20 protein-coding genes and 1 pseudogene are annotated in these 24,145 nt (G+C 68.9%); 14 read left to right on the top strand and 7 right to left on the bottom strand.

Annotated elements, in window-relative coordinates; all coding sequences use genetic code 11:
* Window positions 1-22: 22 nt before the first annotated feature.
* From CXY91_RS21145 to CXY91_RS21130, 4 genes are all read right to left on the bottom strand, one after another.
* The gene (locus CXY91_RS21145; protein WP_100963136.1) at window positions 23-1,324 is read right to left on the bottom strand and encodes an NAD(P)/FAD-dependent oxidoreductase; all 1,302 of its coding nucleotides are present in this window, start codon (window positions 1,322-1,324) and stop codon (window positions 23-25) included.
* Window positions 1,325-1,335: 11 nt separating this feature from the next.
* On the bottom strand, window positions 1,336-2,067 hold the full coding sequence (locus CXY91_RS21140) for an amino acid ABC transporter ATP-binding protein (RefSeq protein ID WP_100963135.1): 732 nt from the start codon (window positions 2,065-2,067) through the stop codon (window positions 1,336-1,338).
* Window positions 2,064-2,726, bottom strand: a complete 663-nt coding sequence (locus tag CXY91_RS21135; protein ID WP_100963134.1) for an amino acid ABC transporter permease — start codon at window positions 2,724-2,726, stop codon at window positions 2,064-2,066. The genes CXY91_RS21140 and CXY91_RS21135 overlap by 4 nt, the downstream gene beginning before the upstream one ends.
* Window positions 2,727-2,820: 94 nt before the next feature.
* Window positions 2,821-3,576 carry a substrate-binding periplasmic protein gene (locus CXY91_RS21130; protein WP_091834550.1) on the bottom strand — a complete coding sequence of 252 codons (756 nt, stop codon included), beginning with the start codon at window positions 3,574-3,576 and terminating at the stop codon, window positions 2,821-2,823.
* Window positions 3,577-3,712: 136 nt separating this feature from the next.
* Between CXY91_RS21130 and CXY91_RS21125 the strand changes: the two genes are divergently transcribed.
* The 5 genes from CXY91_RS21125 to CXY91_RS21110 all read left to right on the top strand — a co-directional run bounded on the left by CXY91_RS21125 (window position 3,713) and on the right by CXY91_RS21110 (window position 6,663).
* Window positions 3,713-4,300, top strand: a complete 588-nt coding sequence (locus tag CXY91_RS21125) for a helix-turn-helix domain-containing protein (RefSeq protein ID WP_100963133.1) — start codon at window positions 3,713-3,715, stop codon at window positions 4,298-4,300.
* A 148-nt stretch (window positions 4,301-4,448) separates the two neighbouring features.
* A complete protein-coding gene (locus CXY91_RS30330; RefSeq protein WP_158673531.1) occupies window positions 4,449-4,622 on the top strand; it encodes a hypothetical protein in 174 nt (57 codons plus the stop codon).
* Window positions 4,619-5,491 (top strand): alpha/beta fold hydrolase, encoded by an 873-nt coding sequence (locus tag CXY91_RS21120; protein WP_248307584.1) that lies wholly within the window; start codon window positions 4,619-4,621, stop codon window positions 5,489-5,491. The genes CXY91_RS30330 and CXY91_RS21120 overlap by 4 nt, the downstream gene beginning before the upstream one ends.
* 84 nt (window positions 5,492-5,575) lie before the next feature.
* Complete coding sequence (locus CXY91_RS21115; RefSeq protein ID WP_091834556.1) at window positions 5,576-5,965, top strand: c-type cytochrome; 390 nt, start codon at window positions 5,576-5,578, stop codon at window positions 5,963-5,965.
* A gap of 233 nt (window positions 5,966-6,198) precedes the next feature.
* Window positions 6,199-6,663 (top strand): NUDIX hydrolase, encoded by a 465-nt coding sequence (locus CXY91_RS21110; RefSeq protein ID WP_091834559.1) that lies wholly within the window; start codon window positions 6,199-6,201, stop codon window positions 6,661-6,663.
* 9 nt (window positions 6,664-6,672) lie between these two features.
* Here the strand turns inward: CXY91_RS21110 and CXY91_RS21105 are convergent.
* Window positions 6,673-7,413 (bottom strand): annotated as a pseudogene (locus CXY91_RS21105) (2OG-Fe(II) oxygenase).
* A gap of 184 nt (window positions 7,414-7,597) precedes the next feature.
* Here CXY91_RS21105 and CXY91_RS21100 point away from each other — a divergent pair.
* Window positions 7,598-10,138 carry a heavy metal translocating P-type ATPase gene (locus tag CXY91_RS21100; protein WP_248307583.1) on the top strand — a complete coding sequence of 847 codons (2,541 nt, stop codon included), beginning with the start codon at window positions 7,598-7,600 and terminating at the stop codon, window positions 10,136-10,138.
* Window positions 10,135-10,527: a Cu(I)-responsive transcriptional regulator gene (cueR, locus tag CXY91_RS21095; protein WP_091834562.1), complete on the top strand. Its 393-nt coding sequence runs from the start codon at window positions 10,135-10,137 to the stop codon at window positions 10,525-10,527. The genes CXY91_RS21100 and cueR overlap by 4 nt, the downstream gene beginning before the upstream one ends.
* An 84-nt stretch (window positions 10,528-10,611) precedes the next feature.
* Here cueR and CXY91_RS21090 read toward each other — a convergent pair whose 3' ends face one another.
* The gene (locus CXY91_RS21090) at window positions 10,612-10,893 is read right to left on the bottom strand and encodes a hypothetical protein (protein WP_091834565.1); all 282 of its coding nucleotides are present in this window, start codon (window positions 10,891-10,893) and stop codon (window positions 10,612-10,614) included.
* Between the two features lie 202 nt (window positions 10,894-11,095).
* On the opposite strand from CXY91_RS21090, the gene CXY91_RS21085 reads away from it, so the two are divergent.
* The 3 genes from CXY91_RS21085 to CXY91_RS21075 all read left to right on the top strand — a co-directional run bounded on the left by CXY91_RS21085 (window position 11,096) and on the right by CXY91_RS21075 (window position 15,241).
* Entirely contained in the window at window positions 11,096-12,514 is a 1,419-nt protein-coding gene (locus tag CXY91_RS21085) for a cytochrome P450 (RefSeq protein WP_100963132.1), read from the top strand.
* 368 nt (window positions 12,515-12,882) lie between these two features.
* Entirely contained in the window at window positions 12,883-13,338 is a 456-nt protein-coding gene (locus CXY91_RS21080) for a glycine zipper domain-containing protein (RefSeq protein WP_091834572.1), read from the top strand.
* A gap of 136 nt (window positions 13,339-13,474) precedes the next feature.
* Entirely contained in the window at window positions 13,475-15,241 is a 1,767-nt protein-coding gene (locus CXY91_RS21075) for a hypothetical protein (RefSeq protein WP_143079702.1), read from the top strand.
* 16 nt (window positions 15,242-15,257) lie between these two features.
* On the opposite strand, the gene CXY91_RS21070 is transcribed toward CXY91_RS21075, so the two are convergent.
* Window positions 15,258-15,830, bottom strand: coding sequence for a hypothetical protein (locus tag CXY91_RS21070; protein ID WP_100963131.1), 573 nt, complete (start codon window positions 15,828-15,830; stop codon window positions 15,258-15,260).
* A gap of 203 nt (window positions 15,831-16,033) precedes the next feature.
* Here CXY91_RS21070 and CXY91_RS21065 point away from each other — a divergent pair, with 203 nt between their 5' ends.
* The 4 genes from CXY91_RS21065 to CXY91_RS21050 form a co-directional block, all read left to right on the top strand.
* Window positions 16,034-18,403 carry a hypothetical protein gene (locus tag CXY91_RS21065; protein ID WP_158673530.1) on the top strand — a complete coding sequence of 790 codons (2,370 nt, stop codon included), beginning with the start codon at window positions 16,034-16,036 and terminating at the stop codon, window positions 18,401-18,403.
* On the top strand, window positions 18,400-21,939 hold the full coding sequence (locus tag CXY91_RS30325; protein ID WP_158673529.1) for a hypothetical protein: 3,540 nt from the start codon (window positions 18,400-18,402) through the stop codon (window positions 21,937-21,939). The genes CXY91_RS21065 and CXY91_RS30325 overlap by 4 nt, the downstream gene beginning before the upstream one ends.
* Before the next feature lie 240 nt (window positions 21,940-22,179).
* Window positions 22,180-23,667, top strand: coding sequence for a hypothetical protein (locus tag CXY91_RS21055; RefSeq protein WP_100963129.1), 1,488 nt, complete (start codon window positions 22,180-22,182; stop codon window positions 23,665-23,667).
* The coding region (locus CXY91_RS21050) for a hypothetical protein (RefSeq protein WP_158673528.1) at window positions 23,664-24,145 on the top strand (482 nt) is incomplete at its 3' end. The genes CXY91_RS21055 and CXY91_RS21050, both read left to right, overlap by 4 nt.

Below are 24,145 nucleotides of genomic sequence, written 5' to 3'. Positions count from 1 at the left end.
CTGCGTCAGGAACCGGCGCCGGTCAAGCGGCGCGGTCCTTCATGCCGCCATCGGTCAGGCGATACCAGGCGATGATGGCGGAGACGTAGAGCTCGTTCAGCGCGTGCAGTGGCAGCGGCGTGATCGGCACGACCGGGAAAGGCAGGCTCGCTTTGTCGCCGGTCGAGAGATAGTGCGCCATCGCCCGGCCCATCGCCGTCTGCAGGCCGACGCCCCGGCCCATGCAGCCGATATCGACGAGCAGGTCGGGCTCCGGCTCGTGCAGATGCGGCAGGAAATCGCGGGTCAGCGCGACGCGGCCGCACCAGCGATAGTCGAAGCTTAGGCCCTTGGCCTGCGGGTACATCTTGCCGATGACACGCTCCAGATGAGACCAGTCGCCGGCGTCCCGCGGCTCGCGGAAGGGGCCGCGCCCGCCCATCAGCAGGCGATTGGTGTGGTCCTTGCGGAAATAGAGCAGGAGCTGGCGGGTGTCGGAGGTGACCTGCCCCTCCGGCAGGATCGTGCCGGCGATATTGTCGGAGAGCGGCTCGGTCGCGACGATGAAGGAGTTCGGCCGGATCACCGTCTGGCGCAGCTTTGGGATCAGGTCGCCGGTATAGCCGTTGGTCGCGATCACCACGCGCGGCGCAGTGACGCTGGCGCCCTGCGCGGTGCGCACGACCCAGTTGCCGCCATTGCGGCGCAAGTCGGTCACCGGGCTCTGGCCATGGATCGCGGCCCCCGCTTGCTGCGCGGCGCGGGCAAGGCCGCGGGCATAGGCGAGCGGCTGGACGCCGCCGCCGCGCGGGTCGAGCCAGCCGCCGAGATAGCGGTCCGTACCGATCAGGCGGCCGACCGCATCGGCGTCGAGGAAGCGGGCGGCGACGCCGCGCATCGCCCATTCGTCGGCCCGGCGTTTCACCGTCTCGATCATGGCCGGCGTATGCGCGCCCTGGATCCAGCCGGCGCGGCGATGCGGCACGTCCATGCCGTGCTTCTCGATCAGCCCGAAGACGAGATCGGCCGTGGAGGCGACGAAGGAGACCAGGGCCGCGCCCGCTTCGGTCCCATATTTCGAGACGATCTCGCTGGGGTCGTATTTGATGCCGGGGATGACCTGGCCGCCGTTGCGGCCCGACGCGCCCCAGCCCGGCTCGCGCGCCTCCAGCACGACGACGGAGACGCCGGCTTCGGCGAGATGCAGCGCGGTCGAGAGGCCGGCATAGCCGGCGCCGACGATGCAGACATCGGCGCGGGCATCGCTCGCGAGCGGCGGCGTCTGCGGCGCTGCCGGAGCCGTCGCATGCCAGAGCGAAGGCTGCAGCGGGAAAGGCTCGGCCATCTCGATATCCCCTAGATCGGCTTAAGCACGCGGCGCAGGAAGTCCTGCGTACGCGGATTGCGCGGCGCGCTCAGCACCTCGCGGGCAACGCCTTCCTCGACGATGAAGCCGCCGTCGAGGAAGAGGACGCGATCGGCGACTTCGCGGGCAAAACCCATCTCGTGGGTGACGACCAGCATGGTCATGCCCTCCTCGGCGAGGCTCTTCATCACGCCAAGGACCTCGCCGACCAGTTCGGGATCGAGCGCCGAGGTCGGCTCGTCGAACAGGATCGCCTTGGGCTGCATGGCGAGCGCCCGGGCGATGGCGACACGCTGCATCTGGCCGCCCGAAAGCTGGGCTGGATACGCCTCGAACTTGTCGGCGAGACCGACGCGGGCGAGCAGATCGCGGCCGCGCGCCAGCGCCTGCGCCGCCGGCTCCTTCTTCACATGGATCGGACCCTCGACGACGTTCTCGAGCGCGGTCCGGTGCGGGAACAGGTTGAAGCGCTGGAACACCATCGCCATGGCGGTGCGGATGCCGACGATCGAGCGATCGGCGCGGTCGACCTTGGCACCATCGACCGTGATCGCGCCGCCATCATAGGATTCGAGCCCATTGATGCAGCGCAGGATGGTCGACTTGCCCGAGCCGGAGGGGCCGATCAGACAGACGACCTCGCCGCGCTGGACGCTGCCCGTAATGCCCTTCAGCACCTGATGGCTGCCGAAGCTCTTGGTGACACCGGAGAGCTCGATCATCGCCTGGCTCCCTTGCCGAAGCGGCGTTCGAGCCAGCCGACGAAGGCGATCAGCGGCAGGCTCATCGAGAGATAGAGCAGCGCCACCAGCGTGTAGACCGTCATGTTCTTGAAGGTCGAGGACGCAAGCAGCGAACCCTGCAAGGTCAGCTCCGCGACGGTGATGGTCGAGGCCTGCGAGGAATCCTTCAGCATCATGATCATGATGTTGCCATAGGGCGGCAGCACGACCTTGACCGCCTGCGGCAGGATCACCCGGCGCATCATCAGGAACCAGCCCATGCCGATCGACTGCGCCGCCTCGACCTGGCCATGGTCGATCGCCTCGATGCCGGCACGGAAGTTCTCGGCCTGATAGGCGGAATAGGCGATGCCGAGGCCCAGGATCGCCGCCTGCAGCGCGCTCAGCGCGAGGCCGAACTCCGGGAAGACGAAGTAGATGTAGAAGAGCTGCACCAGGATCGGGATGCCGCGCAGCGTGTTGACGACGAGCTTGGCGACCAGCACCAGCGGCACCACGCCCGAGACGCGCATCAGCGCCCACACCAGACCGAGCACGGTCGAGAGCGCCAGCGAGCCGAGCGTCACGAGGATCGTGAATTTCAGCCCCTGCAGCAGCAGCGGCAGGAACTGGGCGGCATCGCGTAGGAAGGATTGCATCACAAGGTCAGCTTCGACGGGGTGGTCGCGAAGACGCTGCAGGCTTCGCCCCGCCGCCTGGCGGCGGGGCGAAGCCAGAGCGCCGCGGGAAGGCTTATTCCAGGCCCCACTTCGCCAGGATCTTGTCGAGCGTGCCGTCCGCCTTGACCTTGGCGAGGCCGGCATTGACCTTCTTAAGCAGCTCGCCGTCGCTCTTGCGCACGCCGATGCCGACCGAGCCGGTGATGATCGGCTTGTAGGACTTGACGAGCCGGACGTTCGGGAACTGTCCCTGCTTCAGCGTGTAGGCCATGATCGGTGCGTCGGCGAAAGCGGCCTGGACGCGGCCGGCATTGACGTCGGCGAGGATGTCCGGCGAGGTCTTGTAGAGCTTCACCTCGGGGAACAGGCCGGTCTTCTGCAGCGCATCGACATAGGCCGTGCCGATCTGGGCGCCGACCGTGTAGCCCTTCATATCGGCGAGCTCGACATAGTCCTTCTTGTCCGAAGCCGGGACCAGCAGACCCTCGCCATACGTATAGATCGGGTCGGAGAAGTCGATCACCTCCTTGCGGGCCGGGGTGATGTACATCGCCGCCGAGATCAGATCGATCTTGTTCGCGGTGAGCGAGGCGACCAGCGTCGAGAACTGCATGCCCTCGACCTCGACCTTCAAGTCCGAAGCAGCGGCGATCGCCTTGACCAGGTCGACCATCACGCCTTCGATCGTGTTGGTCTTGGTGTCGAGAAAGGTGAACGGCATGCCGGTCGGCGTCGAGCCGACCTTGAGGACGGACTGGGCGGCGGCCGGCGAAACGGCCGCAGCGGCAGCGCCTCCAGCCAACAGGGTCAGGAAGGTCCGGCGTTCCATGGCAATGTCCCCTCATTTGTCCGTACGCCCAGGCAGGCGCCGGCTCATATTTTCATGAGTATGAAGATACGAGCATAGGACGATCTTGCCGGCAAGCGATTTTCATGCACATGAAATAAGCCGAGAAGGAATCGCGATGAGCCTGCCTGCCGCCGACCTGCCGCATTTGCATGTCGACCGTGAGATCGGGGCGCGGCTGCGCCAGCTCCGGCGTGCGCGCCGGCTTTCGCTGGAAGAGCTTGCGAGCCGCACCGGACTGTCGATCGGCTTCCTCAGCCAGATCGAGCGCGGCCTGTCCTCGCCGACGCTGCGCGTGCTCGCCGCCGTCGCCGACGCGCTCGGCACCGCTATCTCCGAGCTGTTCCCGGCCGATCAGCGGCAGGCCGACCCGACGGCCACCATCGTGCGCCAGCCGGATCGCGGCGAACTGCAGCTCTGGCGCTCCGGCATCCGCAAGCAGTTGCTGACCCCGCAGGCGGAAGGCGCCAAGCTCAACCTCTTCATCGTCGAGATGGAGCCCGGCGCCAGCACCGGCGACGAGCACTACATCCATCACGGCGAGGAAGCCGGCCTCGTGCTGAGCGGCGCCATGCTGCTGAATGTCGAGAACGAGAGCTGGGTCATGCGCGAGGGCGACAGCTTCCGCTTCCTCTCCTCCCGACCGCATCGCTTCGCCAACCAGCACGACGGCATCACCCGCGTGCTCTGGGTCAACTGCCTGTAGCCGCATCACCATGCATAAAACGCATAACAACGCTCTTTCCCGGTAGCCCGATCTGCGTCTAAGCCAATACTGCCATGAACAAAGGCAGCTGGACAACGCTGCCTCCTCGGCACGATCAATCGCATGGGGAAACGCAAGGGAGGTCGGCATGGCAGGGCAAGCCGCCAGCAGGACCGTCCTGTTCGGCACCGTATCCGGTCCGCAGCGGCTGACGACGTCCATGATCCAGATCAAGGCGCCGTTCGCATGCGCGCCGAATGATCCCGCGTTCATCCCTCGACAATCAGCCGGCCTTCCCGCGCAAGAGGACAGATTGCCATGACACCAGCGCGACGGCACCAGAACGACCCTTCCGATGTTGCCCCGACCAACGCAGCCGATGGGATCGCGGTCAACGGCGAATTCAAGGTGATGCTGCCCGATAACGCCGTGCTGCGGGCTGTTTCGCAGGGTCAGGGCCGCCCCGTGCTGCTCATCAGCGGGCTCGCCGGCAGCGCCGCCTTCTGGGACGACAATGCCGCGACGCTCGCCCGCTCCTTCCAGGTCCTGCGCTTCGACCAGCGCGGCATCGGTGCCAGCGATCGCGGCAGTGCGCCCTGCACGATCGACCAGCTGGCGAGAGATTGCCTCGCCGTGCTCGATGCGGCCGGCGTCGAACGCGCCACCGTGCTCGGACACTCGACCGGCGGCTGCATCGGTCTTGCGCTGGCACGCCAGGCGCCGGAGCGGCTCGACGGGCTGATCCTCAGCGGCAGCTGGCTGAAGCAGAACCGCTACATGACCGCGCTGTTCGAGACCCGCCTCGCCATTCTCGATCAGCACCCGCGCGCCTATGCGGCGACCGCCGCACTGATGGCCTATCCTCCGACCTGGCTCGAGGCGCATTGGAACGTCTACGAGACCGCCGTCGCAACCGCGCCCGACACCCCCGAAGCGAAGCAGGTGGTGCGCGAACGCATCGATGCGCTGCGTGCCTTCGACGCCTCGGCCTGGGCCGGGGAGCTTGCCCCGCCGACCCTGATCCTCGGCACGCGCGACGACATGATCGTGCCCGCCTTCCTGCAGGAAGAGCTCGCCGCCGCCATGCCCGGAGCGCGCAAGACGCTACTCGATACCGGCGGACACTTCTTCCCGATCTCCCGGCCCGACGCCTTCACCGCCAACGTCGCCGAGTGGATCGGGGCGCTGTAGCGCCACCGCGACGAACTGCCCCTGTATCCAAATGAGCGGGCTGCGCTATCTCAGAAGGAGTCTAAGCTGAGGAGAGACTGCCCTATGAGACTGATCGCCAGCGCTACCCTGCTCGCTCTTGCCGCGATGGCTGCCTCCCCCGCCCGGGCCCAGGACGTCTCGGCCGGCGAGCGTTCGTGGAACAAGTGCCGGGCCTGCCACCAGGTCGGCGAAGGCGCCAAGAACCTGGTCGGCCCCCAGCTCAACGGGCTGTTCGGGCGCCATACCGGCGCAGTCGAGGGCTACAGCTATTCGACAGCCAACAAGGGCGCCAACATCACCTGGGACGAGGCCGTCTTCGCCGAATACATCAAGGACCCGAAGGCCAAGATCCCCGGCACCAAGATGGTCTTCGCCGGCATCAAGAACGACAAGGAGATCGCTGATCTCACCGCCTTCCTCAAGCAGTTCGACAAAGACGGCAAGAAGCTCTGACGGGCCACTCGAGGCCCGGCCGCTCCGGTCTGCGACGGGCGGTGCCGGCTCGAGGCCACCGGCGCCGCCCGTTACGGCGCCGGCATCACCCCGTCCAGGACAGGAAAATACCGGCCTGGCAGAAGCCTCCGCAAAGCCTCGCCGACGGCGCGCTGAGCCTGAAAGCATTGCCGGCTACAAATTTGACTGGCAAGCGCCCCCCCGAATCACCATATGCTGCCGCCGGAGGGCGCATGGGGAAGTCGGCAAGGGCAGCAAAGGCGAGCGTCGGAAAGAAGGCGGGCGAGCCAAAAGTTCAGATCGGTGCGATCCCGTATCGTCACCGGCAGGACGGTGCTGTCGAGATCATGCTGGTGACGACCCGCGAGACGCAGCGCTGGATCGTGCCCAAGGGCTGGCCGATCCGTGGGCTGAAGGGCCATGAGGCGGCGGCGCGCGAAGCCATGGAAGAGGCCGGCCTCATCGGCGAGATCGGCAAGAAGCCCGTCGGCCGCTACACCTACTGGAAACGGCGCACCCGCGACTTCGTCTTGTGCAAGGTCAGGCTCTACCCGCTCGCGGTGAAGGATCAGCTCGCGAGTTGGCCCGAGCAGGACCAGCGGCGGAACCAGTGGTTCACCCAGGCCGATGCGGCCGATCTCGTCGACGAGCCGGCGCTCGGCGCGATCCTCCGGGGCCTAACATTCAAGGCGCCCTGACGGCCTGAATCAGCGCGCATCGTGGAAGATCAGCCCGGTGGTGTAGCGCTGGCCCGAGCGCACCCGGCTGACGCCATGGCGCAGATTGACGCGATAGGTTCCGCGCGTGCCCTGGACCGGCCGGTGCTGCACGGCAAAGATCGCCGCCTCGCCCTGCCTAAGCGGCACCACCTCGGGCCGCGACTGCATACGCGGGCGCTGCTCGACCAGAGTGAACTCGCCGCCGGTGAAATCCTGCCCCGGCTCGGAAAGCAGGATCACCATCTGGAAGGGAAAGAACAGGTCGCCATAAAGGTCCTAGTGCAGGCAGTTGTAGTCACCGGCGCCATATTTCAGCAGCAGCGGCGTCGGCCGCTCCTGGCCTTGCGCATGACAAAGCGCCAGGAAATCGTCGAGCGCGTCCGGATAGCGCTGGGCAATGCCGAGCGCCGCATTCCAGCGATTGGCGATCGGCGCGAGCCGGCCGTAGATCAACGGGCGCAACGCCGCGATCACCTCGGGCAATGGCTGGGCGAAGTACTGGTACTCGCCACGGCCGAAGCCGTGGCGGGCCATGACGATGCGGCTGCGGAAACGCTGGGGCTCGGCATAGAGTGCGCGTAGCGCAGCGCAGGCGCCGGCATCGAGCAGCGGCCCGGTCAGGCCGACACCGTGCTCGTCGAGCTCGTTCTCGATCCGCGGCCAGTCGAGGGCGGCGGCGACCTCATTCATCGCCTGCCCATCCGTCTTGCGGAGTGCCGCCATCGCCATGTTCCACGTCCTTCACCGGTTCTGCTGGCGATGATGGAACGCGTCGGCAGCGACTTGCGACACCCGGTTTCTGCCTGACAGGAAGCCGACCGAGCCATCGCGGCCATCAGAAAAGCAATCGCTTGACCTTCCCATGATGGGAAGGTGTAGCCATCTTCCAACGAGAGAAGGAAGGTGATGCGTCATGACGATGCATGCGAAGCATGAAGCGCCAGCAAGCGGGCTCAGCGTGATCGATATCCCGGTCGACGGCATGACCTGCGCCTCCTGCGTCGGGCGGGTGGAGAAGGCGATCACCGCGGTCCCCGGCGTGAACGGCGCCAAGGTCAACCTGGCGACCGGCAAGGCGCACGTGACGCTCGCCGGGGCCGACACCGGCGCGGTGGCCGATGCGATCCGCGGCGCCGGCTACGAGCCGGGCGCGACGACGATCGCGCTGGCGATTTCCGGCATGACCTGCGCCTCCTGCGTCGGCCGGGTCGAGAAGGCGCTGCGTGCCGTGCCGGGCGTCCTGAGCGCCGACGTCAATCTCGCGACCGAACAGGCGACTGTCCGGGCCGCAGACGGCGCCATCACGCCGGCGCTCGTCGCCGCCGTCGCGGCGGCCGGCTACGAGGCCAGGCCGCGCGGCGAGGGACGCAGCGACGAGAGCGATGCCGCCGCTACCCGCCGCGAGGCCGAGCAGACCGCCCTGTTCCGCGCCGTCGTCGTGGCGGCACTGGGGACGCTTCCACTGCTGGTGCTCGAGATGGGGCCGCATCTGAGCGAAGCCTTTCATCACGGGCTCTATGCCCGCATCGACGCCTTCGTGCTGAAGCTGATCGCCTTCGGCCTCACTACTATCGTGCTGTTCGGGCCGGGCCTGCGCTTCTTCCTGAAGGGCTGGCCGGCGCTGCTGCGGGCTGCGCCCGACATGAACGCGCTGGTTATGCTTGGCGCCGGCGCGGCCTATGCCTATTCGGTGGTCGCGACCTTCGCGCCGGACTGGCTGCCCGATGGCACCGACCACACCTATTTCGAGACAGGCGCAGTGATCGTCACCTTGATCCTGCTCGGACGCTGGTTCGAAGCCCGCGCCAGGGGTCGGACCAGCGAGGCGATCAAGCGGCTGGTGCAATTGCAGGCGCGTTCGGCCCGCGTGCTGCGCGACGGCGTCGAGAGCGAGGTCGCGATCGAGCATGTCCGGGTCGGCGATCTCGTGCTGGTGCGGCCGGGCGAGAAGATCCCGGTCGATGGCGAGGTCGTCGAAGGCGCCTCCTATGTCGACGAAGCCATGGTGACCGGCGAGCCGGCTCCCGCTCATAAGAGCGTCGGTTCGGCTGTGATCGGCGGCACGATCAACCGCAACGGCGCGTTGCGCTTTCGGGCGCAGAAGGTCGGCGCCGATACCTTGCTCGCCCAGATCCTGCGCATGGTCGAGCAGGCGCAGGGCGCCAAGCTGCCGATCCAGGCGCTGGTCGACCGCGTCACCAACTGGTTCGTGCCGGCGGTGATTGCCGTCGCCTTGCTGACATTCGCGGCCTGGCTCGCCTTCGGCCCCTCGCCTGCCTTGACCTATGCACTGGTCAACGGTGTGGCGGTGCTGATTGTCGCCTGCCCCTGCGCCATGGGCCTGGCGACCCCGACCTCGATCATGGTCGGCACCGGGCGCGCCGCCGAGCTCGGCATCCTGTTCCGTCAGGGCGCAGCACTGCAGGGTCTGAGCGAGGTTTCGACCATCGCCTTCGACAAGACGGGCACGCTGACCAAGGGCCGGCCCGAGGTGACGCGCTTCGCCCCGGCTGAAGGCTTCGTCGAGGACGAGGCGCTGCGCCTCGCAGCCTCCGCAGAGAGTGCTTCCGAGCATCCCTCCGCCGAGGCGATCGTCGCCGAGGCGAAACGGCGCGGCCTCGAGCTCGCCCCGGCGGTGGACTTCACGGCCGAGCCCGGTCTCGGCATCTCCGCCCGGGTCGACGGGCGCGAGGTTCTGGTCGGCTCGGCCCGGCTGATGGCGGAGCGCGGCGTCGCCACCAGGATTTTCGCCGAGAAGGCTGCAGCCTCGGCTCGCGACGGCGAAAGCCCGCTCTATGTCGCGGTCGACGGGAGCATCGCCGGCCTTGTCGCCGTGGCCGACCAGGTCAAGCCGGGGAGTTCGGCGGCGATCGCTGCCCTGAAGGCGCTCGGCCTGCGCATCGTCATGGTGACCGGAGACAACCGCGCCACCGCCGAGGCGATCGCAACCCGGCTCGGCATCGACGGGGTCGAGGCCGAGGTGCTGCCGACAGACAAAGCGGCGATCGTCGCGCGCCTGCAGGCAGGTGGCGGCAAGGTGGCCTTCGTCGGCGACGGCATCAACGATGCGCCGGCCCTGGCACAGGCCGATATCGGCATCGCCATGGGCGCCGGCACCGACATCGCCATCGAGAGCGCCGATATCGTGCTGATCTCCGGCGACCTGCGTCACGTACCGGAAGCGATCGGCCTGTCCAAGGCGACCATGACCAATATCCGCCAGAATCTCGGCTGGGCCTTCGGCTACAATGTGCTGCTGATCCCGGTCGCGGCCGGCGCGCTCTATCCGCTCTGGGGCGTGCTGATGTCGCCGGTCTTCGCCAGCTTCGCCATGGCGTTCTCCAGCGTGAGCGTGCTGGCCAACGCACTGAGGCTGCGCCGCTTTTCGGCGCGGCAGGACATCGCCGCAGCGCCGACCCCGGCCCCGGCTTCAGCTTACGGGAGGATGGGATGAACATCGGACAAGCAGCCGAAGCCTCCGGCGTCAGCGCCAAGATGATCCGCTATTACGAGCAGATCGGACTGATCGAGCCGCCGGCGCGCTCGCAATCTGGCTACCGCGTCTATGCCGAGCCGAACGTCCATACGCTGCGCTTCGTGCGCCGTGCCCGCAGCCTCGGCTTCTCGGTCGAGGAGACCGCGGCGCTGCTGGCGCTCTGGCGCGACCGCTCGCGGGCGAGCGCCGACGTCAAGACGCTGGCGCTGAAGCATGTCGCCGAGCTCGAGGAGAAGGCGGCCGCCCTGCAGGCGATGGCGGCGACGCTGCGTCATCTCGCCAGCCATTGCCATGGCGACAAGCGGCCGGACTGCCCGATCCTCGACACCATCGGCTCGCCGAACTGAGACGCCGCAAAGCAAAATGCCGGAAGCCTTTCCAGGCCCCCGGCATTCGCCGATACGGGAAGAACGTGTCGTCGGCAGCGCCGCTCAGCGCCGCATCGCCTCGGCGAGGCGCGGCGAGAAGGTGCGGGTCGGCCGGCGGACGACCACGACGGACCGGTTCGGCGTCATCACCGTGGTGCGGTGCGCGGCCTTGCGGATCAGCGGCACGACCTCGGCGACGGTAACGCCCATCAGCTGGGCGGCGAGCTCGGCCTGCTGCTCCGGCGAATCGCTCATGCACTGCGCCGCCGTCACCGCCTCTTCGAGGGTCGGCAGCTCTTTGCGCGGGCGCAGGATGCGCGGCGGGGGATTCTTGTATTCGGGCATCTCGATGGCTCCTTGGATGCCTAAAATAGCACTTATTGTGCACTGCACAAGATTACCTGGATTATTCTCTGCATTGCAACAATCGCAGATCGGACTGGCACGGGGCTTGCGCCTTCGGAAAGCCTGAAACCGGCAGGAGATTGTCCGCCCCAGAGCCGGTTCCGATCGGCCAGCTCGACTCGTCTGCATAAGGAGAGATCTCATGAGCGCAGCCGATGCGGCCATGCCGGCCGCGCAGACCCGTCGACGCCGGCCGCCCGCCCCCGTGCCGGAAGAGCGCGAGTTCGGCCGGCTAGAATTGCTGCTGCGCCTGCGCCGCAACCCGCTGACGATCTGGCGCACGCGCCATTTCCGCGAGCCGATCGTCGCCGGCGAAGGCCTCTTCGGCTATGGCGTCGTCATCTCCGATCCGGACGCCGTCCGGCATGTCCTGGTCGAGAACGCAGCGAACTACCGCAAGGACGACCTGCAGCGCGCCGTCCTCGCCCCTGGTCTCGGCGAAGGATTGCTGACGGCGGAGGGCGAGGCCTGGAAGCGGGCGCGGCGGACGCTGGCGCCGCTGTTCACGCCGCGCAGGGTCGCGGCGCTGGCCGAACGCATGACGGCGCCGACCGAGCGGACCGTCATGCGCATGGCGCGCCGGCGCAGCGGCCGCATCGTCGACATATCGGCCGATATGACCCGCGTCACCTACGACATCCTCGCCGAGACGATGTTCTCGAACGCGATCGCCGGCGGCGCCGATGCCTTCGGCAAGGCCCTGACCCGTTATTTCGAGACGCAGGGGCGGATCGACCCGCTCGACGTGCTCGGCGCACCCTCCTGGCTGCCGCGGATCGGCCGCTGGATGGCGCGCCCGGCGATCTCGTTCTTCGAGGCGCAGGTCAAGGCGATCATCGCCGAGCGGCAGGCGCTGCATGCCGGTGGGAGCTGGCATCCGGAGAAGCCGGACCTGCTCGACGCCCTCCTCGCCGCCCGCGATCCCGAGACCGGGACGGGCCTCAGCGACGCAGAGGTCGGCGCCAACATCGTCACCTTCATCGGCGCCGGCCATGAGACGACCGCCAACGCCCTGACCTGGTCGCTCTATCTCACATCGCTCGCACCGGATGTACGCGACGCACTGGAGGCAGAGATCGACGCCGCCGGCGAGGATCTCGCCGCTGCCGCCCTGACGGGGGAGCGGCTGGCGCTCACCCGCGCCGTGATCGAGGAGGCGATGCGGCTCTACCCGCCGGTGCCGTCGCTGTCGCGCACGGCGCTGGCCGACGACATGGCCAGCGCGTGCGTCATCCCGAAAGGTGCGCTGGTGGTGATCTCGCCCTATCTGCTGCACCGGCACGAGACGCTCTGGCACGCTCCGGAGCAGTTCCGACCCGAGCGCTTCCTGCCCGGCACCCGCGAAGGCATCCCGCGCTATGCCTATCTGCCCTTCGGCGCCGGCCCGCGGGTGTGCATCGGCCAGCAATTCGCCATGATCGAGGCGGTGATCGTCCTGGCCACGCTGCTGCGGCGGCTGCGCTTCGTGTATGCAGGAGCGGAGGCACCGATGCCGGTCCAGCGTATCACGCTGCGTCCGGGGCGAGGCATGCCGATGCGCATCACCGCGCGGCGGGGATAACAACGGCTGCAGCCGACCGCGGCGAATTAACCACAGGAGCCGGAAAAGCGTTAAAGATGAACCCAATGTTTTTAAAGATGTCGCGCCGGTGGCGTTGGGTGCGGCGCAACAGCCGCAATGCGAAGCACCGCGGAGCCCTGTCATTCTTGGCTCTTCGACCCATGACTGGACCGCGAACAATTTAAAACTTGGCAGAATCGTGACAAAGTGCGGCGGCTCTTGCCCAGAAAAGGCCAATATGGAAGAGATGCCAAGTGTGGTGCCGCGTGGTCCTGTCCGGTTCTGCGAAACCGGCTCTGCCGGGGGCAAGGGCTACCAGATTGCTGGCACCATCAATTTTGGACGCAACTTTTTACTGGGGTGACGTAATGCATGCCAAGACCTTGAAGGCTGGAACCATCCTCGTCGCGGGCGCGCTCGCGCTCGGCGGCTGCACGGGATCCCAGGAACGCGTCGCGGCCGGTGGCGCGCTCGGCGCCGGCGCTGGCGCCCTGATCGGCGGCGCGGCCGGTGGCTGGCGCGGCGCGGCGATCGGCGCCCTGATCGGCGGCGTCGCCGGTCTCGTCATCGCCGACGCGATCGAGAAGGAGCGCGCCCGCGAGGCCGCCTACATCGCGGCGCGCTCGGGCGGCTCGAACGTCCAGAGCTTCCGCAACTCGAGCGGCCAGGCCGTGACGGTCCGCGCCCGCACCGTGCGCACCTACAACAACAGCCAGGGCCAGCGCATCCGCGTCGTCGAGCGCAGCGTGACCCGCGAGGGCAAGGCCGCCGGCACCGACACGGTCGAGGTCAACCTGGCGACGAACGAAGCGTCCGGCATCTGAGCCGCGGCGAAACGAGAACCGGTCCTCCCTCGCCTGCGAGGGAGGACCCCATGAGTATCGAACCGAGATGACTGCGCGAGCGCTGAGAAAACGAGCCCTTTGCCTGACGGTTGCCTGCCTCGTGGCGGCGGCGCCGATGGGGGCTACGGCGCAGACGCAGATGATGGCGGGCTTCGATCCGTACAACCCGTTCGGCTCGGCCGCCCAGATCCTCTGGCAGCGCATCCAGCAGCAATGCCCGCAGCTCAAGCTGCCGGTCACCATCGGCATCGCCTCGCGGCCCGCGACACGCGACGCCTTCACGACCGACCAGGGCAACAACATCATGCAGCAGATCCGGGCTGCATTCTCGAACATCCCGGGAATCACGATGGCGCCCTGGCTCGACATCGACCCGATCAAGGGCATCGTCGACACTGGCGTCCTCGACAATCCACTGGCTGGCGACAACAAGGAACAGCTCAGCAAGATCCAGCTCGAGGTCCGGGCTTCCGGCTACAAGGCCGGCGCGGCGACGCGCTTCAACCTATCGGCGCATGGCTGGAACGGCTATGAGAGCTGCTCGCCGAGCCTCGACCCGTTCCCTGTCTCCCAGGACTTCATCGGCGAGGAATACAGCTCGACCGACGAGCTTTTCAACAAGGTGGCCGCCGGGGTCTGGGCGGCTTCGGTCGACACCGGCAATCCGATGACCTTGTCGGTCAGGATGCTGAGCGGGCTGCCGGTCAGCCCCGGCTGGCAGGAGTTCTTCTCCGACAAGCTGCGGCGTGCACTGAGCAAGCAGAACGCCGAGGAGAAGGAAACCAAGATCCGGGCGGAGCGCCACGTTTCCCTGGTCATCGCACACGACCCGGCAAGCGCCGAGGACAAGCGCTGGGAGGGCATGGTCACGGTCGATCCGCGCCCGCTCGGCTACCGCATCTCGGTCAGCGTCAATCGCCGGAACACGACGCCGGTCTCGGAGGATGGGCTGGTCGCGCTCGACGAATTGCCGACGATGCAGCAATGGGCAGCGCTCGGTCCGGAGACCCAGACGCCCCGGCTCGACCAGACGCCGATGCGGGTCAATGCCCGGATCGAGGGCGGCCGCGCCCTGCAGCAGTATCCGTTCCTGGTCGCGCAGGAATCCTATGTCGAGGTCGACATCCCGACCGCCAGCGTCCGCGGACCGCACCCCGCCGTGCCCGTCGACGTGCTCGGCCGCAACAACGCCGTGTTGAAGACCATCCACATCGTCAATCCGAGCCGGCCGAATCTGCGGCGCTACAAGCTAGGCCCTGGCGAATACACGATCCGGGTCGCCAGCGCCGGTCCGGTCGCGCAGGACTTCCAGCTGCGCGCGCGCGCCATCGACACCAGGGACATGCTGATGCCGGAGGCGCCTGGCCGGCTGCTGCGGCGGTTCCAGGACTGGTATGCCAGCGTCTCCGAGGACCCGCGCACCGGCCAGCGCACCTGCTATGCCTATACGGCAGCGCAGGAAGCGGGGCCGCGCTACTGGCGCGAGCAGGCCCCGTTCATCCTGCTGCAGGCGAGCAGCGCCGGAGTCGGCAACGGCGATCTCCAGCACCTGATCGAGGACAAGCGCTATTACAAGCCCAACACACCGTTCGAGGCGGTCATCCGGGAAGGTGGCGGCATGGTGCGCCGGCTCAACGCTGTCCCGACTGCCGCGGGCAACTTCATCCGCCCGACGAAGCAGGGCTCGAACGGCCAGCCTATCCTCGATATGGATGCCGTCGCCGGCTACAACAGGGGCACCACGCTCGAGATCCAGGGTACGGCGACCGATGGCCGGCCGGCGCATGTGATCTACTCGCTGCAGGGCTACCGCGCCGCCGTCAACGCCATGTCGCTGGAATGCGGCCGCCGCGACCTCGCCAACGCGCTCGTCTGGAAGTAGTCGCCAGCCTATGGATTCAGGCCAGCGCCAGCGCGGCCCGCGCCGGTCCCGTATCTTGCGCCGGCTCGAACCGGATCAAGCCACGACGGACATTGGCGGCCGCGTCGAGCACCGCGGGAAGCGAGCGCGCGGACCGCTCGAGCACGCCGAGCATGGCCGGCACGAGCCGGGGATCGTTCCAGACCTCCTGCGCCCGGCGACCGAAGGGCGCCAGGAAAGGCTCGACCCCGCTCCAGGCCAGAATAATCTCGCGCGGACGCACTGCCGCGGCCTCCAGCCCCGACAGAATGCGCTCGATGATCGGGGCCCAAACGCCGTCGTCATAACGCCCCACCGGCAGGAGGACGACCAGCCGCGCGGCATCCAGCAAGGCGGCCTGAGCCTGCGAAGCCACCTGGCCGGGATCGCGGAACAGGCGCGGCAGCAGACGCGGCGCCAGGAAGCTCGCATCGACCTCGCGCGCGTCCAAGCCAGACGCTTCGGAGAGCGCCAGGCGACGCTGCGTGACGTCCTCGCCGGCACTCGATTGAGCGAGCGCGGCCGGCAGCGCGGCCGGCAAGGCGGCGAAGCAAACCGATTCTGCCGTCATCACATCCCGCTCCGTCTCGGCCTGCGACCGACCTTCCCCGACAGCTCGAGGCGGCAGGTTTCCGCAAGTGCAGCCAGCTGGCCGCAAGATCAGGCCCGCACCGACAAGGTCGAACCGAGCGCATGTCTTGCAAGACGGCGGGCCATCGCGCAAGGTCCGCTCACGTTGCCCCGCCCAATTCGTCTTCCCCGGAGCCTGTTTCCGTGACTCTTTCCGTGGCGCCGGTCGCCATCATCTGGGACGGCTCGCGTCATGTCGCCGCGATCTGGCGGGACAGCGCACCGGCCCGTTTCCTGGCAGCCGAAGAGACAAGCGGCCGCATCAGCCTGATCGCCGCCGCCGACGCCGGGACGGCGCCGCTGTTCGCGACCCTGCCCCCCGGCAGCCATGCGCTCCATGCCGTGACGGTCGAGCCCGATGGCCGACTGACCACGATTCCGGTTCAGCTCGACGACAAGCTGACGTTGGCCGAGGCCGATCGCAACGCCGCCGGCCTGACAGTGGTGCAGACCTATCTCGACGATCAAGGCCGGCTGGCCCAGCAGACCGGCCCCGCCGGCTCGCTCCCATCGGCGCCGGCGGCAATGCTGGCCGCCGGGCTCAACCGGGCCAGCGGCTCGGACGCCGAAGGCTGGCGGCTCTTGGCTGGCCCCTTCCTGCATCCGGACGACGAACGGGCCGCGACGACCATGCTGACGGTGCGCCGCGGTGAGGCCGGCGGTGTGACGCTCGCCTTCGCCGCCGACGAGGCCGAAACCGCGGCAGAAGGATTGCTGGTGGCTCATCTGCCGGCAGCGATGCGCGAGGCACGGCAGAGCCTGGCGCAGATCGACCAGGACATGCGGCACGCCATCGAGGCTGAGCTCGACACGCTGGCAGCCTCTCCGGCAGACCAGCGCGACGTCGATGCGACCGGGCTTGGCCGCGTCGCTGCGCTGCGCCGCGGCTTTCGCCTGCTCCGGCCCCGCGTCGAGGCCGGAGGTGGCGTGCTCACGCTCCCCGACTGGGTCGAGGCGGACGAGATCATCGTCTTCGCCGAACCGCGGCGCCAGCTCGTCTGGGCGGGTGATGGCGAAGCCGTTGGCGGCAGCCCGTTGACGCTGCTGTGGCAGGAGGGCGCCTTCGCGGCGCTCTCGCATGGCGCGCGCTACGCGGCCTCGGCCGCAACCGGACTGACGCTCGGCCAAAGCGGCGGCAACGCGCTGGTTGTCGCGACCGCCGGGAGCACCGCGCCCTTCCATGACGACCTCGCCCTCGCGGCAAGGCGACTGGTCGAGGGACTCTGGCGAGCGACGAGCGCGGCCAGGCCGGCACGACTCGGCGCCATCCTCGGCGAAATCGGCCTGCGCACGGCCCAGGCGCCGACCGGCGCTCTTGCCGCTCTCGATGCGCGCAGCAAGGCCCCCGAGGCACCTGAAAGCCTGCTGGAAGCGCTGGCGACGACGACCGGAATCGACCCGGACCGGATCGCCGAGCTCGGCGAGCGCACGCTCACCGAACAGCTCGCCATGCTCCTGCGCGCCCTGGCTCAGCCGCAATTCGTGGCCCGTGCCTGCGCCGCGCGCCTCGTCCTGCCCTTGCCCGCATCGGCACAGGACGAGGCCGGGCTGGAACGGCTGCTCGCCTGGTACGAAGACCCCAATCTCCCGCAGACGCTCGCCCGCGAGGCCATGGCCCTGGCGGGACACGACCGGCGCGCGATGCGGCTGCTCCACGATGTCGCCGCCAGCGTCCATCAGAGCTGGATCGACGCCGGGCTTGCCGCCGAAGTCGAGCAGGCGATGGCAGCGGCCGCAACGCAACGCGGACAGCGCCGGCTCTCGCCGCTCGATGCCTTGCTTCTGGAGTTGCGCCGGCAGCCGCTGCGGCAGCCGACACCGGGCCTCGAGGCGATCGCTCGCATGCGCAGCGAGCTCGGCGATGCCGCACGGCAGGCGAATCAGCCCGCCGCGATCACCGACGAGCTCGGGCGGCGGCTAGGCGAGCTGACCCCGGGCGAGATCGTCCTGCTGCACGGCCATTTCGCGTCCCTGAAACGCGAGGTCGAGCAGGCTGCGGCCGCAGCCGAGCTCATCCGCGAGTGGGAAGACGCGGCCGGGTGTCCCGGCCTCGCGGCTCGCGCGCATCGGTCCGGCGATCCCGTGCGTGGCGCGCAGCGGCTCGCGGCGGCCAGCCGCAATTTCGCAGGCTCTCTCTCGCAGATCGAAAGCCTGACCCCGGCGCTGACCGAGCTCGGGAACGCGATCGACGGGCTGCTCGGCCCGGCCGGCGATGGTACGGCGCGCAACCGGGCCCTGCACGAGACGCTCGACGGCTATGGCCGCCTGCTCCTCGCGCAGCTGGTCCGGCATGAGGCCGATGCTGCCTTCGCCAGCGTGCCCTTCGCCGGGAAGGCGCTGGCCGATCCGCAGGACACCGGCTTCGGCGCGGCTTATCGCCGGCTCAGGGCCGGCTCCGGCGACATGCTGCCGCGCTATCTCGCCGCCGCCGCCGCGCTGACCGGGCTCGATCACCACTGGGGCAGCACGCTCGGCGGCAATTCCGGGTCCGCCGCTTCGAGGCAGGACTCATGACAACCCTGCCTTGCTACAATCTCGAGACCCGCCTCGGGAGCTTTTCCGCGACCATCGCGCTCGACCGCAGCGGCGAGCTGATCGACCTCATCGCCTTCGAGGCGCCCGAGGACATGGTCAAGGCCGTGACGGTCTCGCTGGTCTCGCATGCGCCGAGCCTCGCCAGCGGCATCGACATCGGCTGGCTGCAAGGCAATGCCCTCCTCGACAAGGCCGCAGTCCGGGCGGGCGAGCGGCTGGTGCTGGGGTTGAAGCGCGACGCCGTGATGCGCGCCGTGGCGAACCACCGCGCGCAGGCCGACATCGACAGTGACGCCAGCCTCGAGATCGCCTTCTCCACCATCGTCGAGACCGCGGCTGGCACGCGCGCCTCGCCGCGGCGCCTGCTCAAGATCGCCGCGCTAGCCGGCGCCTCGCAGCCGGAATGGCGGATCGAGCCAGTCGAGATCGACCTCGACTCGCTGCAGGCCGGCAAGCAGATCGCGATCGGCCAGATCGCGGTCGGCATTCCCAGGGACATCGTGCTCGAAGGCCGGCGTGGGTTGACCATCGAGGCCAGCTGCTTCGGCATCAAGGCCCAGCATCTTTCGCTCGGCGTCGCGGCTCCCATGGACCATTCGGTCTCGCTCAGGCGCTTTCCGGATGCCGGCACCGCGACCAGCCGGCACCTGATCTGGCTCGCCGACGCGCCCGCGCTCGCCGGCCAGGAGGTGCGCCTCGACGTGACGCTGACGCGCGACGCCGTGCTCGACTTCGTCGACGAGACGATCCAGGCCAATCCGAAGGCGCCGCTGCAGGTCAGGCTCACCGCCAAGCTCGGCGGCTGGGTCGGCCAGGACGGCGCCGGCCATGATCCCGACGGCCCGGCCAAGCCCTGGTCGAGCGCGCTCGAATCCCGCTCGGTGCCGATCCTCAGCCAGAACCGCGGCGAGGTGGCGCTCACCATCGCCGGACAGCACTTCGCCTGCCCGCTGGGCGGCAGCGCGCAGTTCGAGATCACAGGCGGACTCAACGCCGAGGTCGATCCGGACGACGAGACCTCGATCGTGCGCTGCGACGGGCTGGTGATCGACCTGCGCCGCTGGCCGCTGACCCGGACCGCGCCATTGACGGTCGAGGTCACCAGCAAGATGGGCGAGAGCGAGATCGCCGAGCCGCCGACGCCCTTCCCGCTCGAGATCGTGCGCGAGGGTGATTTCGGCCGGCGCGGCCGCGCCGTCGTGCCGATGCAGAACCTGACGACGACCTTGTCGCGCGCCGTTCGCACCAGCGGTGCCAATGTGTTGCGCGGCGAGATCACCGTCTCGCTGGCGATCAAGGCCGCCGACGAGGGCGGCCGTGCCTTCGCGCAGGCGAGCCTGCCGCTGCGCTATAGCCGCCGCGTCCACCGCCTGCCGATCTGCATCGACCTCGGGGCGTCCGCGACCTCGATATGGTCGGGCGCACCGCGTGCTGCCGGCCGGGCGACCGAGATCAAGCCGCTGGCGCTCGGCACCTGGCTTTCCGCCCATGTCGACCCGCGCCATGGCGAGGCAGCCCTGCAGGACGCCGGCGCCGCGCCGCTGATCCCGAGCCATGTCGGCCTCGATTCCAGCAATAATCTGCGCGCCGATCATGCACCGCACAGCCTGCCCGACCTCGCCTTGATCGGCTCCGACCGCACCAGCGTGGCGCGCCGGCTCAAGGCCTTCGCGCGCCGCTATGACGTCTCGGCACCGGCCCCGCCGCCGCAATCCGGCCTGCCCGAAAGCGGCAAGCGGATCGACTCGCTCAAGCACGCGCTGACCTCCGGCGCGGTCTCGCTGACGCTCAACGAGCAGGTCCATCGCTACGACGCCGCCACCGACCGCGTCGTCGCCACCAACACGGTCGAGATCGCGCCTCTGGTCGCCGATGTGCTCGACGAGCTGGTCGATCTCTACGTGCTGCGCCTTGGCGAAGACCGCCTGCGCGTCGAGGACCATGCGCCGCCGCCGGTGGTGCCGCGCATCCTGGTATCCTGCCCGAGCGGCATCGGCGACGAGATCGCCTCGCGCTACCGTGCCGCGCTCGAACTCTTCGCCCAGCGCCTGGAGCGGCTCTTTCCGGGCGCGACCAGCTTCCCGGATGCCGCGGTCACCGTGCCCGAGGCGGTCGCCGCGGCGCGCTATGTCTCCAGCCTGCCGGAGGTGCGCGCCGCTGTCCCGGATCAAAGCGAGGCGCTGCTGGTCACGCTCGACATCGGCGGCGGCACCAGCGACGTCGCCCTCGCCACTTTGCGCCGAGACGGCGACCGGCTGAGCCATCAGACGCTCGTGACCTTCGGCCTGCCCGTCGGCGGCGATCTGATCGACGAGGAGTTGACCGGTATCGCTGCCACCCTGATCGACCGCGCGATGGACGGGCAGGACGCTCATTGGCAGCCGGCCTTCGCCGAAGCGTCTCTCGCCCGCGCCATCCAGCGCGAGGACGCTGGCGCGCTGGCGGCGCGCAGCTGGCTCCGCAATGCGGTGAAGCGGGCCAAGACAGGCCTCGCCACCCGCCTGAGCGAGAAGGCGCAAGGTGCCGGCACGCGTTACCGCTGGGATGTCGAAGCGGCCGACGAGACCTTCGACATCGTCCTTGCCGAGCTGAAGCCGGACGGCGATCCGGCGGGCCTCTATGTCGCCCAGAACGAACCGGCACTGGCTGATGTCACGCAGCGGCCGGGCCTGCAACTCGCAATCGACGGGCCCGACAGGGCCGGGACGCGCCGGCTGGTGCTGAAGCTCTCGCGCAGCGCCCTGGAGAAGGGCGCGGGCGAGGCCTCGCAACACCTTGCCGAGATCGGCGCCGTGCTCGGCGGCCTGCTGCCGCGCCTCGCCCGCGCCGCCGGCCCGAACCCAGCGCGCCGGCCGACCGTGATCATGGTGCCGACCGGGCGCGCCGCGCTCTGGCCGCCGATCTTCGAGGCGATCGCCACGGAAGCCGACGCCAGCCGCGCCGCGTTCCCATTCGAGCGGCCATTCTCGCCAGCTGCGATGAAGAAGGCGGTGATCGCGGGCGCCGCCATCCTCGGCATCGAGGGCGACATGGCCGGCAGCGCCGTACAGTACAAGAACCCGCTCGGCATCGCCGCCATGGCGGTGCAGATGCGCGATCTCGGCGCCACCGGCCTGCGCACCGAATTCGCGGCCGAGCGCATCCATTATCTCGGCTACGACATCGGCTCGGGCGCACGCGTCCATGCCGAGCATGACGAGGCGGCGCCGAGCCTGGGCGGGCGTGCCAATCTCGGCCGCCGCTTCCAGTTCGTGCGTACGATTCCGGGCCTAGACCCGCAGGGCAAGGCGCTGGCGCGCCTGCGTCCGCTGCTGGATGGCCAGGACCCGATGGTGCTGCTCGAAGGCGATTCGATCGTGGAGGCCCATCGCGAAGGGCTCGACGGCTTCGGCGTCTGTGAGATCATAAGCGAGGTGCTGTCGCCGGTGAGCCGCAAGGTCACGGTGGTCGCCGCCAACGAAGGCTGGGAAGCCTGCTGGCGGATCGAGCACGACCGCGTCTCGCGGATCTATTGAGAATCGAGATGTGCCCCGCTCGCCATTCGAGGTCATTCCGGACAAGCCGCGAAGCGGCGCCGATCCGGAATCCATTCCGGAGCCAATCAGATAAAGGTTCCGGGATGCGTCCCGGGTCTCCCTCCGGTCGCCCGGGACGACTCGCGTATTTGATGACGTCCGGTTCCGAAAATTGCCCCGGAGCGCACAAGAGCGATTGCGCCCTGCAAACCCTTCTCCCCGCCCGAGTGAGCTGACGCCATGGCCCTGCCCGATCTCATGGACCTGGTGATGCACGACCCGCGGCGGCTGACCTCCCTGCGCGCCGTCGCCGGCGAGCCGGGCGAGGCCATGCCCGGCATCGAGAACCTCTGGCGCAAGCCCGTCTTCAGCCTGACCGCCGGCGGCCAGCCGACCAAGGACGGCAAGGCCTCGCTGGAGGACCTGATCGACCGCAATCGCAGCATCGCGCTCACCGATGGCGGTAGCGGCCCGCAGCCGATCGACGTGCCCTTCACCTCGCTGGTGGTGTTGACCGCCGAAGCGCTGCCGGGCGCGCAGGAACTCGGCCGCTTCCTCGCCGACCGGATCGAGCAGCGCTTCCGCGACGTGATCGACCCCGATATCGGCGTCACCGTCCATGTCGAGCAGAGCCTGCATGCGACCGCGCCGGTTGCGGTCTATCTCGGCCATGGCGTCTACGCTCCGCCCGCCGACAACCGGCTGCCGCATGGCGAGGTGGTGATCCGGCAGGATGCGAACACCCCGATCGGCCAGCCGATCATCGGCGTCAACACGCCGGGCGGGCTCTATTCCGGCCAGGCACGCTTCGCCTTCTCGCGCAGCGAGATGCTGACGCCGGCGGTGCATCCCGACCTGCCGGGCGGCACGATCTTCTTCCTCGGCCGCTATCCGGTCGACGCCTCCGCCCGCGATGCCGGCGGCCTGCCGCTGCTCACCGCCCTGCCGCAAACGCCCGAGGCGCGGGCCCAGGCGATCCAGGTCGAGACCCTCGCGCTGCCCGGCGGCAACGTCGATGCCCGCTTCGAGATTCTCGGCGTGCGCCCGCAGGTCGGCCGCGTCTCGCTGGGGCTCGTCGACGTCACCCTCGACCGCAGGCCCTCCCGCCTGCAAGCACAACCGCCCAAGGGTCCGCATCTCGCCGTGGTGGGCCTCGCCATTCCCGAGAATTTCGGCGGGCGGCGCATGGCGCGCTACTGGGTCGAGCGCAGCCATGGCGGGCGCTTGATGTCGTCGGCCATGCTGGCCCAGCGCGACAGCATCGTCGTACAGGGCCGCGACGCCCGCCGCTATGACCGGCGCGAGCTGCGCTATAGCCGCGTCGGCGGCGAGGTCCGCGCCGAGAGCATGAGCTTCGACGGGCGGCGCCGCTCGCTGCTGATGCTGGAGGATGGCGAATTCGGCTATATCGGCCTGCCGCGCGAGCAGACCGCGATCGCCTTCGGCCCGGACCAGTCCTCGCGCGGCTACGGTACTTTCGACTGGCTCGGCGAAGCCGTGCGCATCCAGTTCGGCTCCGGCGTGGTCGAGCGTCTCGACGATCTCTATGATCACAACCCGGTCGGCTTCATCGCGGCAGCGCCCGGTGGCGTCGCCGTGCAATCGGCCGGCGACATCTGGCTCCTCGGCGGGCGCAGGCCGCAGGCAGCCGGGACCAGCATCATCCCGCCGAACGGCCCCTTCGTGCTCGGGCCGCTGGTGGTCGAGCTCCGGGAGGCGACGCCATGAGCCATCCGCTCTTCCGCGGCCTGAAGCGCAGCGTCACCGCCGTCGCGATCGGCACCGTCACCATCGTCGGCTTCCTCTGGCTTTCGGGCGGGCTGATCGGCGAGCTCGCCGCCAGCCGCGCCTGGATCAAGCAGCCGGATTTCACCGAGACCAGCCGCTCCAACGAGGACCTGTTCCAGCAGGGCGTCGCGACCGGGCTCATCTGGCTGGACCCGGCCGGCCCCGTCATCCGCTCGCAGCCCTGCGAGGCGCTCTACGACGCCTCGCTGACCATGCCGACGCCGCAGGGAACCAAGGAATTCTCGCGGACGCTGCTCGACCGGCTCTGCAATCTGCCGGCCGGCGCGCAGATCCGCTCGGAGATGCTGGCTTGGAACAACTCCTTCCTGATCGCCGGCGCCCGTGACGACCGTGCGCCGGACCGGCGCTGCGCCGACGGCACGCCGCTGGCGCTGCCGGTGGTGCCGGCCGGCTGCCG

Origin of the sequence: Allobosea sp. FBZP-16 (assembly GCF_002831785.1) — a bacterium.
GTDB classification, from domain to species: Bacteria; Pseudomonadota; Alphaproteobacteria; order Rhizobiales; family Beijerinckiaceae; genus Allobosea; species Allobosea lupini.
The sequence above is the reverse complement of the archived record's forward strand: the minus strand, read 5'-3'. Positions and strand labels throughout refer to the sequence as shown.

Excerpts from the sequence above, each read along its gene's own strand:
- CXY91_RS21145 (WP_100963136.1), bottom strand. The coding sequence starts at position 1,324 with ATGGCCGAGCCTTTCCCGCTGCAGCCTTCGCTCTGGCATGCGACGGCT.
- CXY91_RS21140 (WP_100963135.1), bottom strand. The coding sequence starts at position 2,067 with ATGATCGAGCTCTCCGGTGTCACCAAGAGCTTCGGCAGCCATCAGGTG.
- CXY91_RS21135 (WP_100963134.1), bottom strand. The coding sequence starts at position 2,726 with ATGCAATCCTTCCTACGCGATGCCGCCCAGTTCCTGCCGCTGCTGCTG.
- CXY91_RS21130 (WP_091834550.1), bottom strand. The coding sequence starts at position 3,576 with ATGGAACGCCGGACCTTCCTGACCCTGTTGGCTGGAGGCGCTGCCGCT.
- CXY91_RS21125 (WP_100963133.1), top strand. The coding sequence starts at position 3,713 with ATGAGCCTGCCTGCCGCCGACCTGCCGCATTTGCATGTCGACCGTGAG.
- CXY91_RS30330 (WP_158673531.1), top strand. The coding sequence starts at position 4,449 with ATGGCAGGGCAAGCCGCCAGCAGGACCGTCCTGTTCGGCACCGTATCC.
- CXY91_RS21120 (WP_248307584.1), top strand. The coding sequence starts at position 4,619 with ATGACACCAGCGCGACGGCACCAGAACGACCCTTCCGATGTTGCCCCG.
- CXY91_RS21115 (WP_091834556.1), top strand. The coding sequence starts at position 5,576 with ATGAGACTGATCGCCAGCGCTACCCTGCTCGCTCTTGCCGCGATGGCT.
- CXY91_RS21110 (WP_091834559.1), top strand. The coding sequence starts at position 6,199 with ATGGGGAAGTCGGCAAGGGCAGCAAAGGCGAGCGTCGGAAAGAAGGCG.
- CXY91_RS21100 (WP_248307583.1), top strand. The coding sequence starts at position 7,598 with ATGACGATGCATGCGAAGCATGAAGCGCCAGCAAGCGGGCTCAGCGTG.
- cueR (WP_091834562.1), top strand. The coding sequence starts at position 10,135 with ATGAACATCGGACAAGCAGCCGAAGCCTCCGGCGTCAGCGCCAAGATG.
- CXY91_RS21090 (WP_091834565.1), bottom strand. The coding sequence starts at position 10,893 with ATGCCCGAATACAAGAATCCCCCGCCGCGCATCCTGCGCCCGCGCAAA.
- CXY91_RS21085 (WP_100963132.1), top strand. The coding sequence starts at position 11,096 with ATGAGCGCAGCCGATGCGGCCATGCCGGCCGCGCAGACCCGTCGACGC.
- CXY91_RS21080 (WP_091834572.1), top strand. The coding sequence starts at position 12,883 with ATGCATGCCAAGACCTTGAAGGCTGGAACCATCCTCGTCGCGGGCGCG.
- CXY91_RS21075 (WP_143079702.1), top strand. The coding sequence starts at position 13,475 with ATGGGGGCTACGGCGCAGACGCAGATGATGGCGGGCTTCGATCCGTAC.
- CXY91_RS21070 (WP_100963131.1), bottom strand. The coding sequence starts at position 15,830 with ATGACGGCAGAATCGGTTTGCTTCGCCGCCTTGCCGGCCGCGCTGCCG.
- CXY91_RS30325 (WP_158673529.1), top strand. The coding sequence starts at position 18,400 with ATGACAACCCTGCCTTGCTACAATCTCGAGACCCGCCTCGGGAGCTTT.
- CXY91_RS21055 (WP_100963129.1), top strand. The coding sequence starts at position 22,180 with ATGGCCCTGCCCGATCTCATGGACCTGGTGATGCACGACCCGCGGCGG.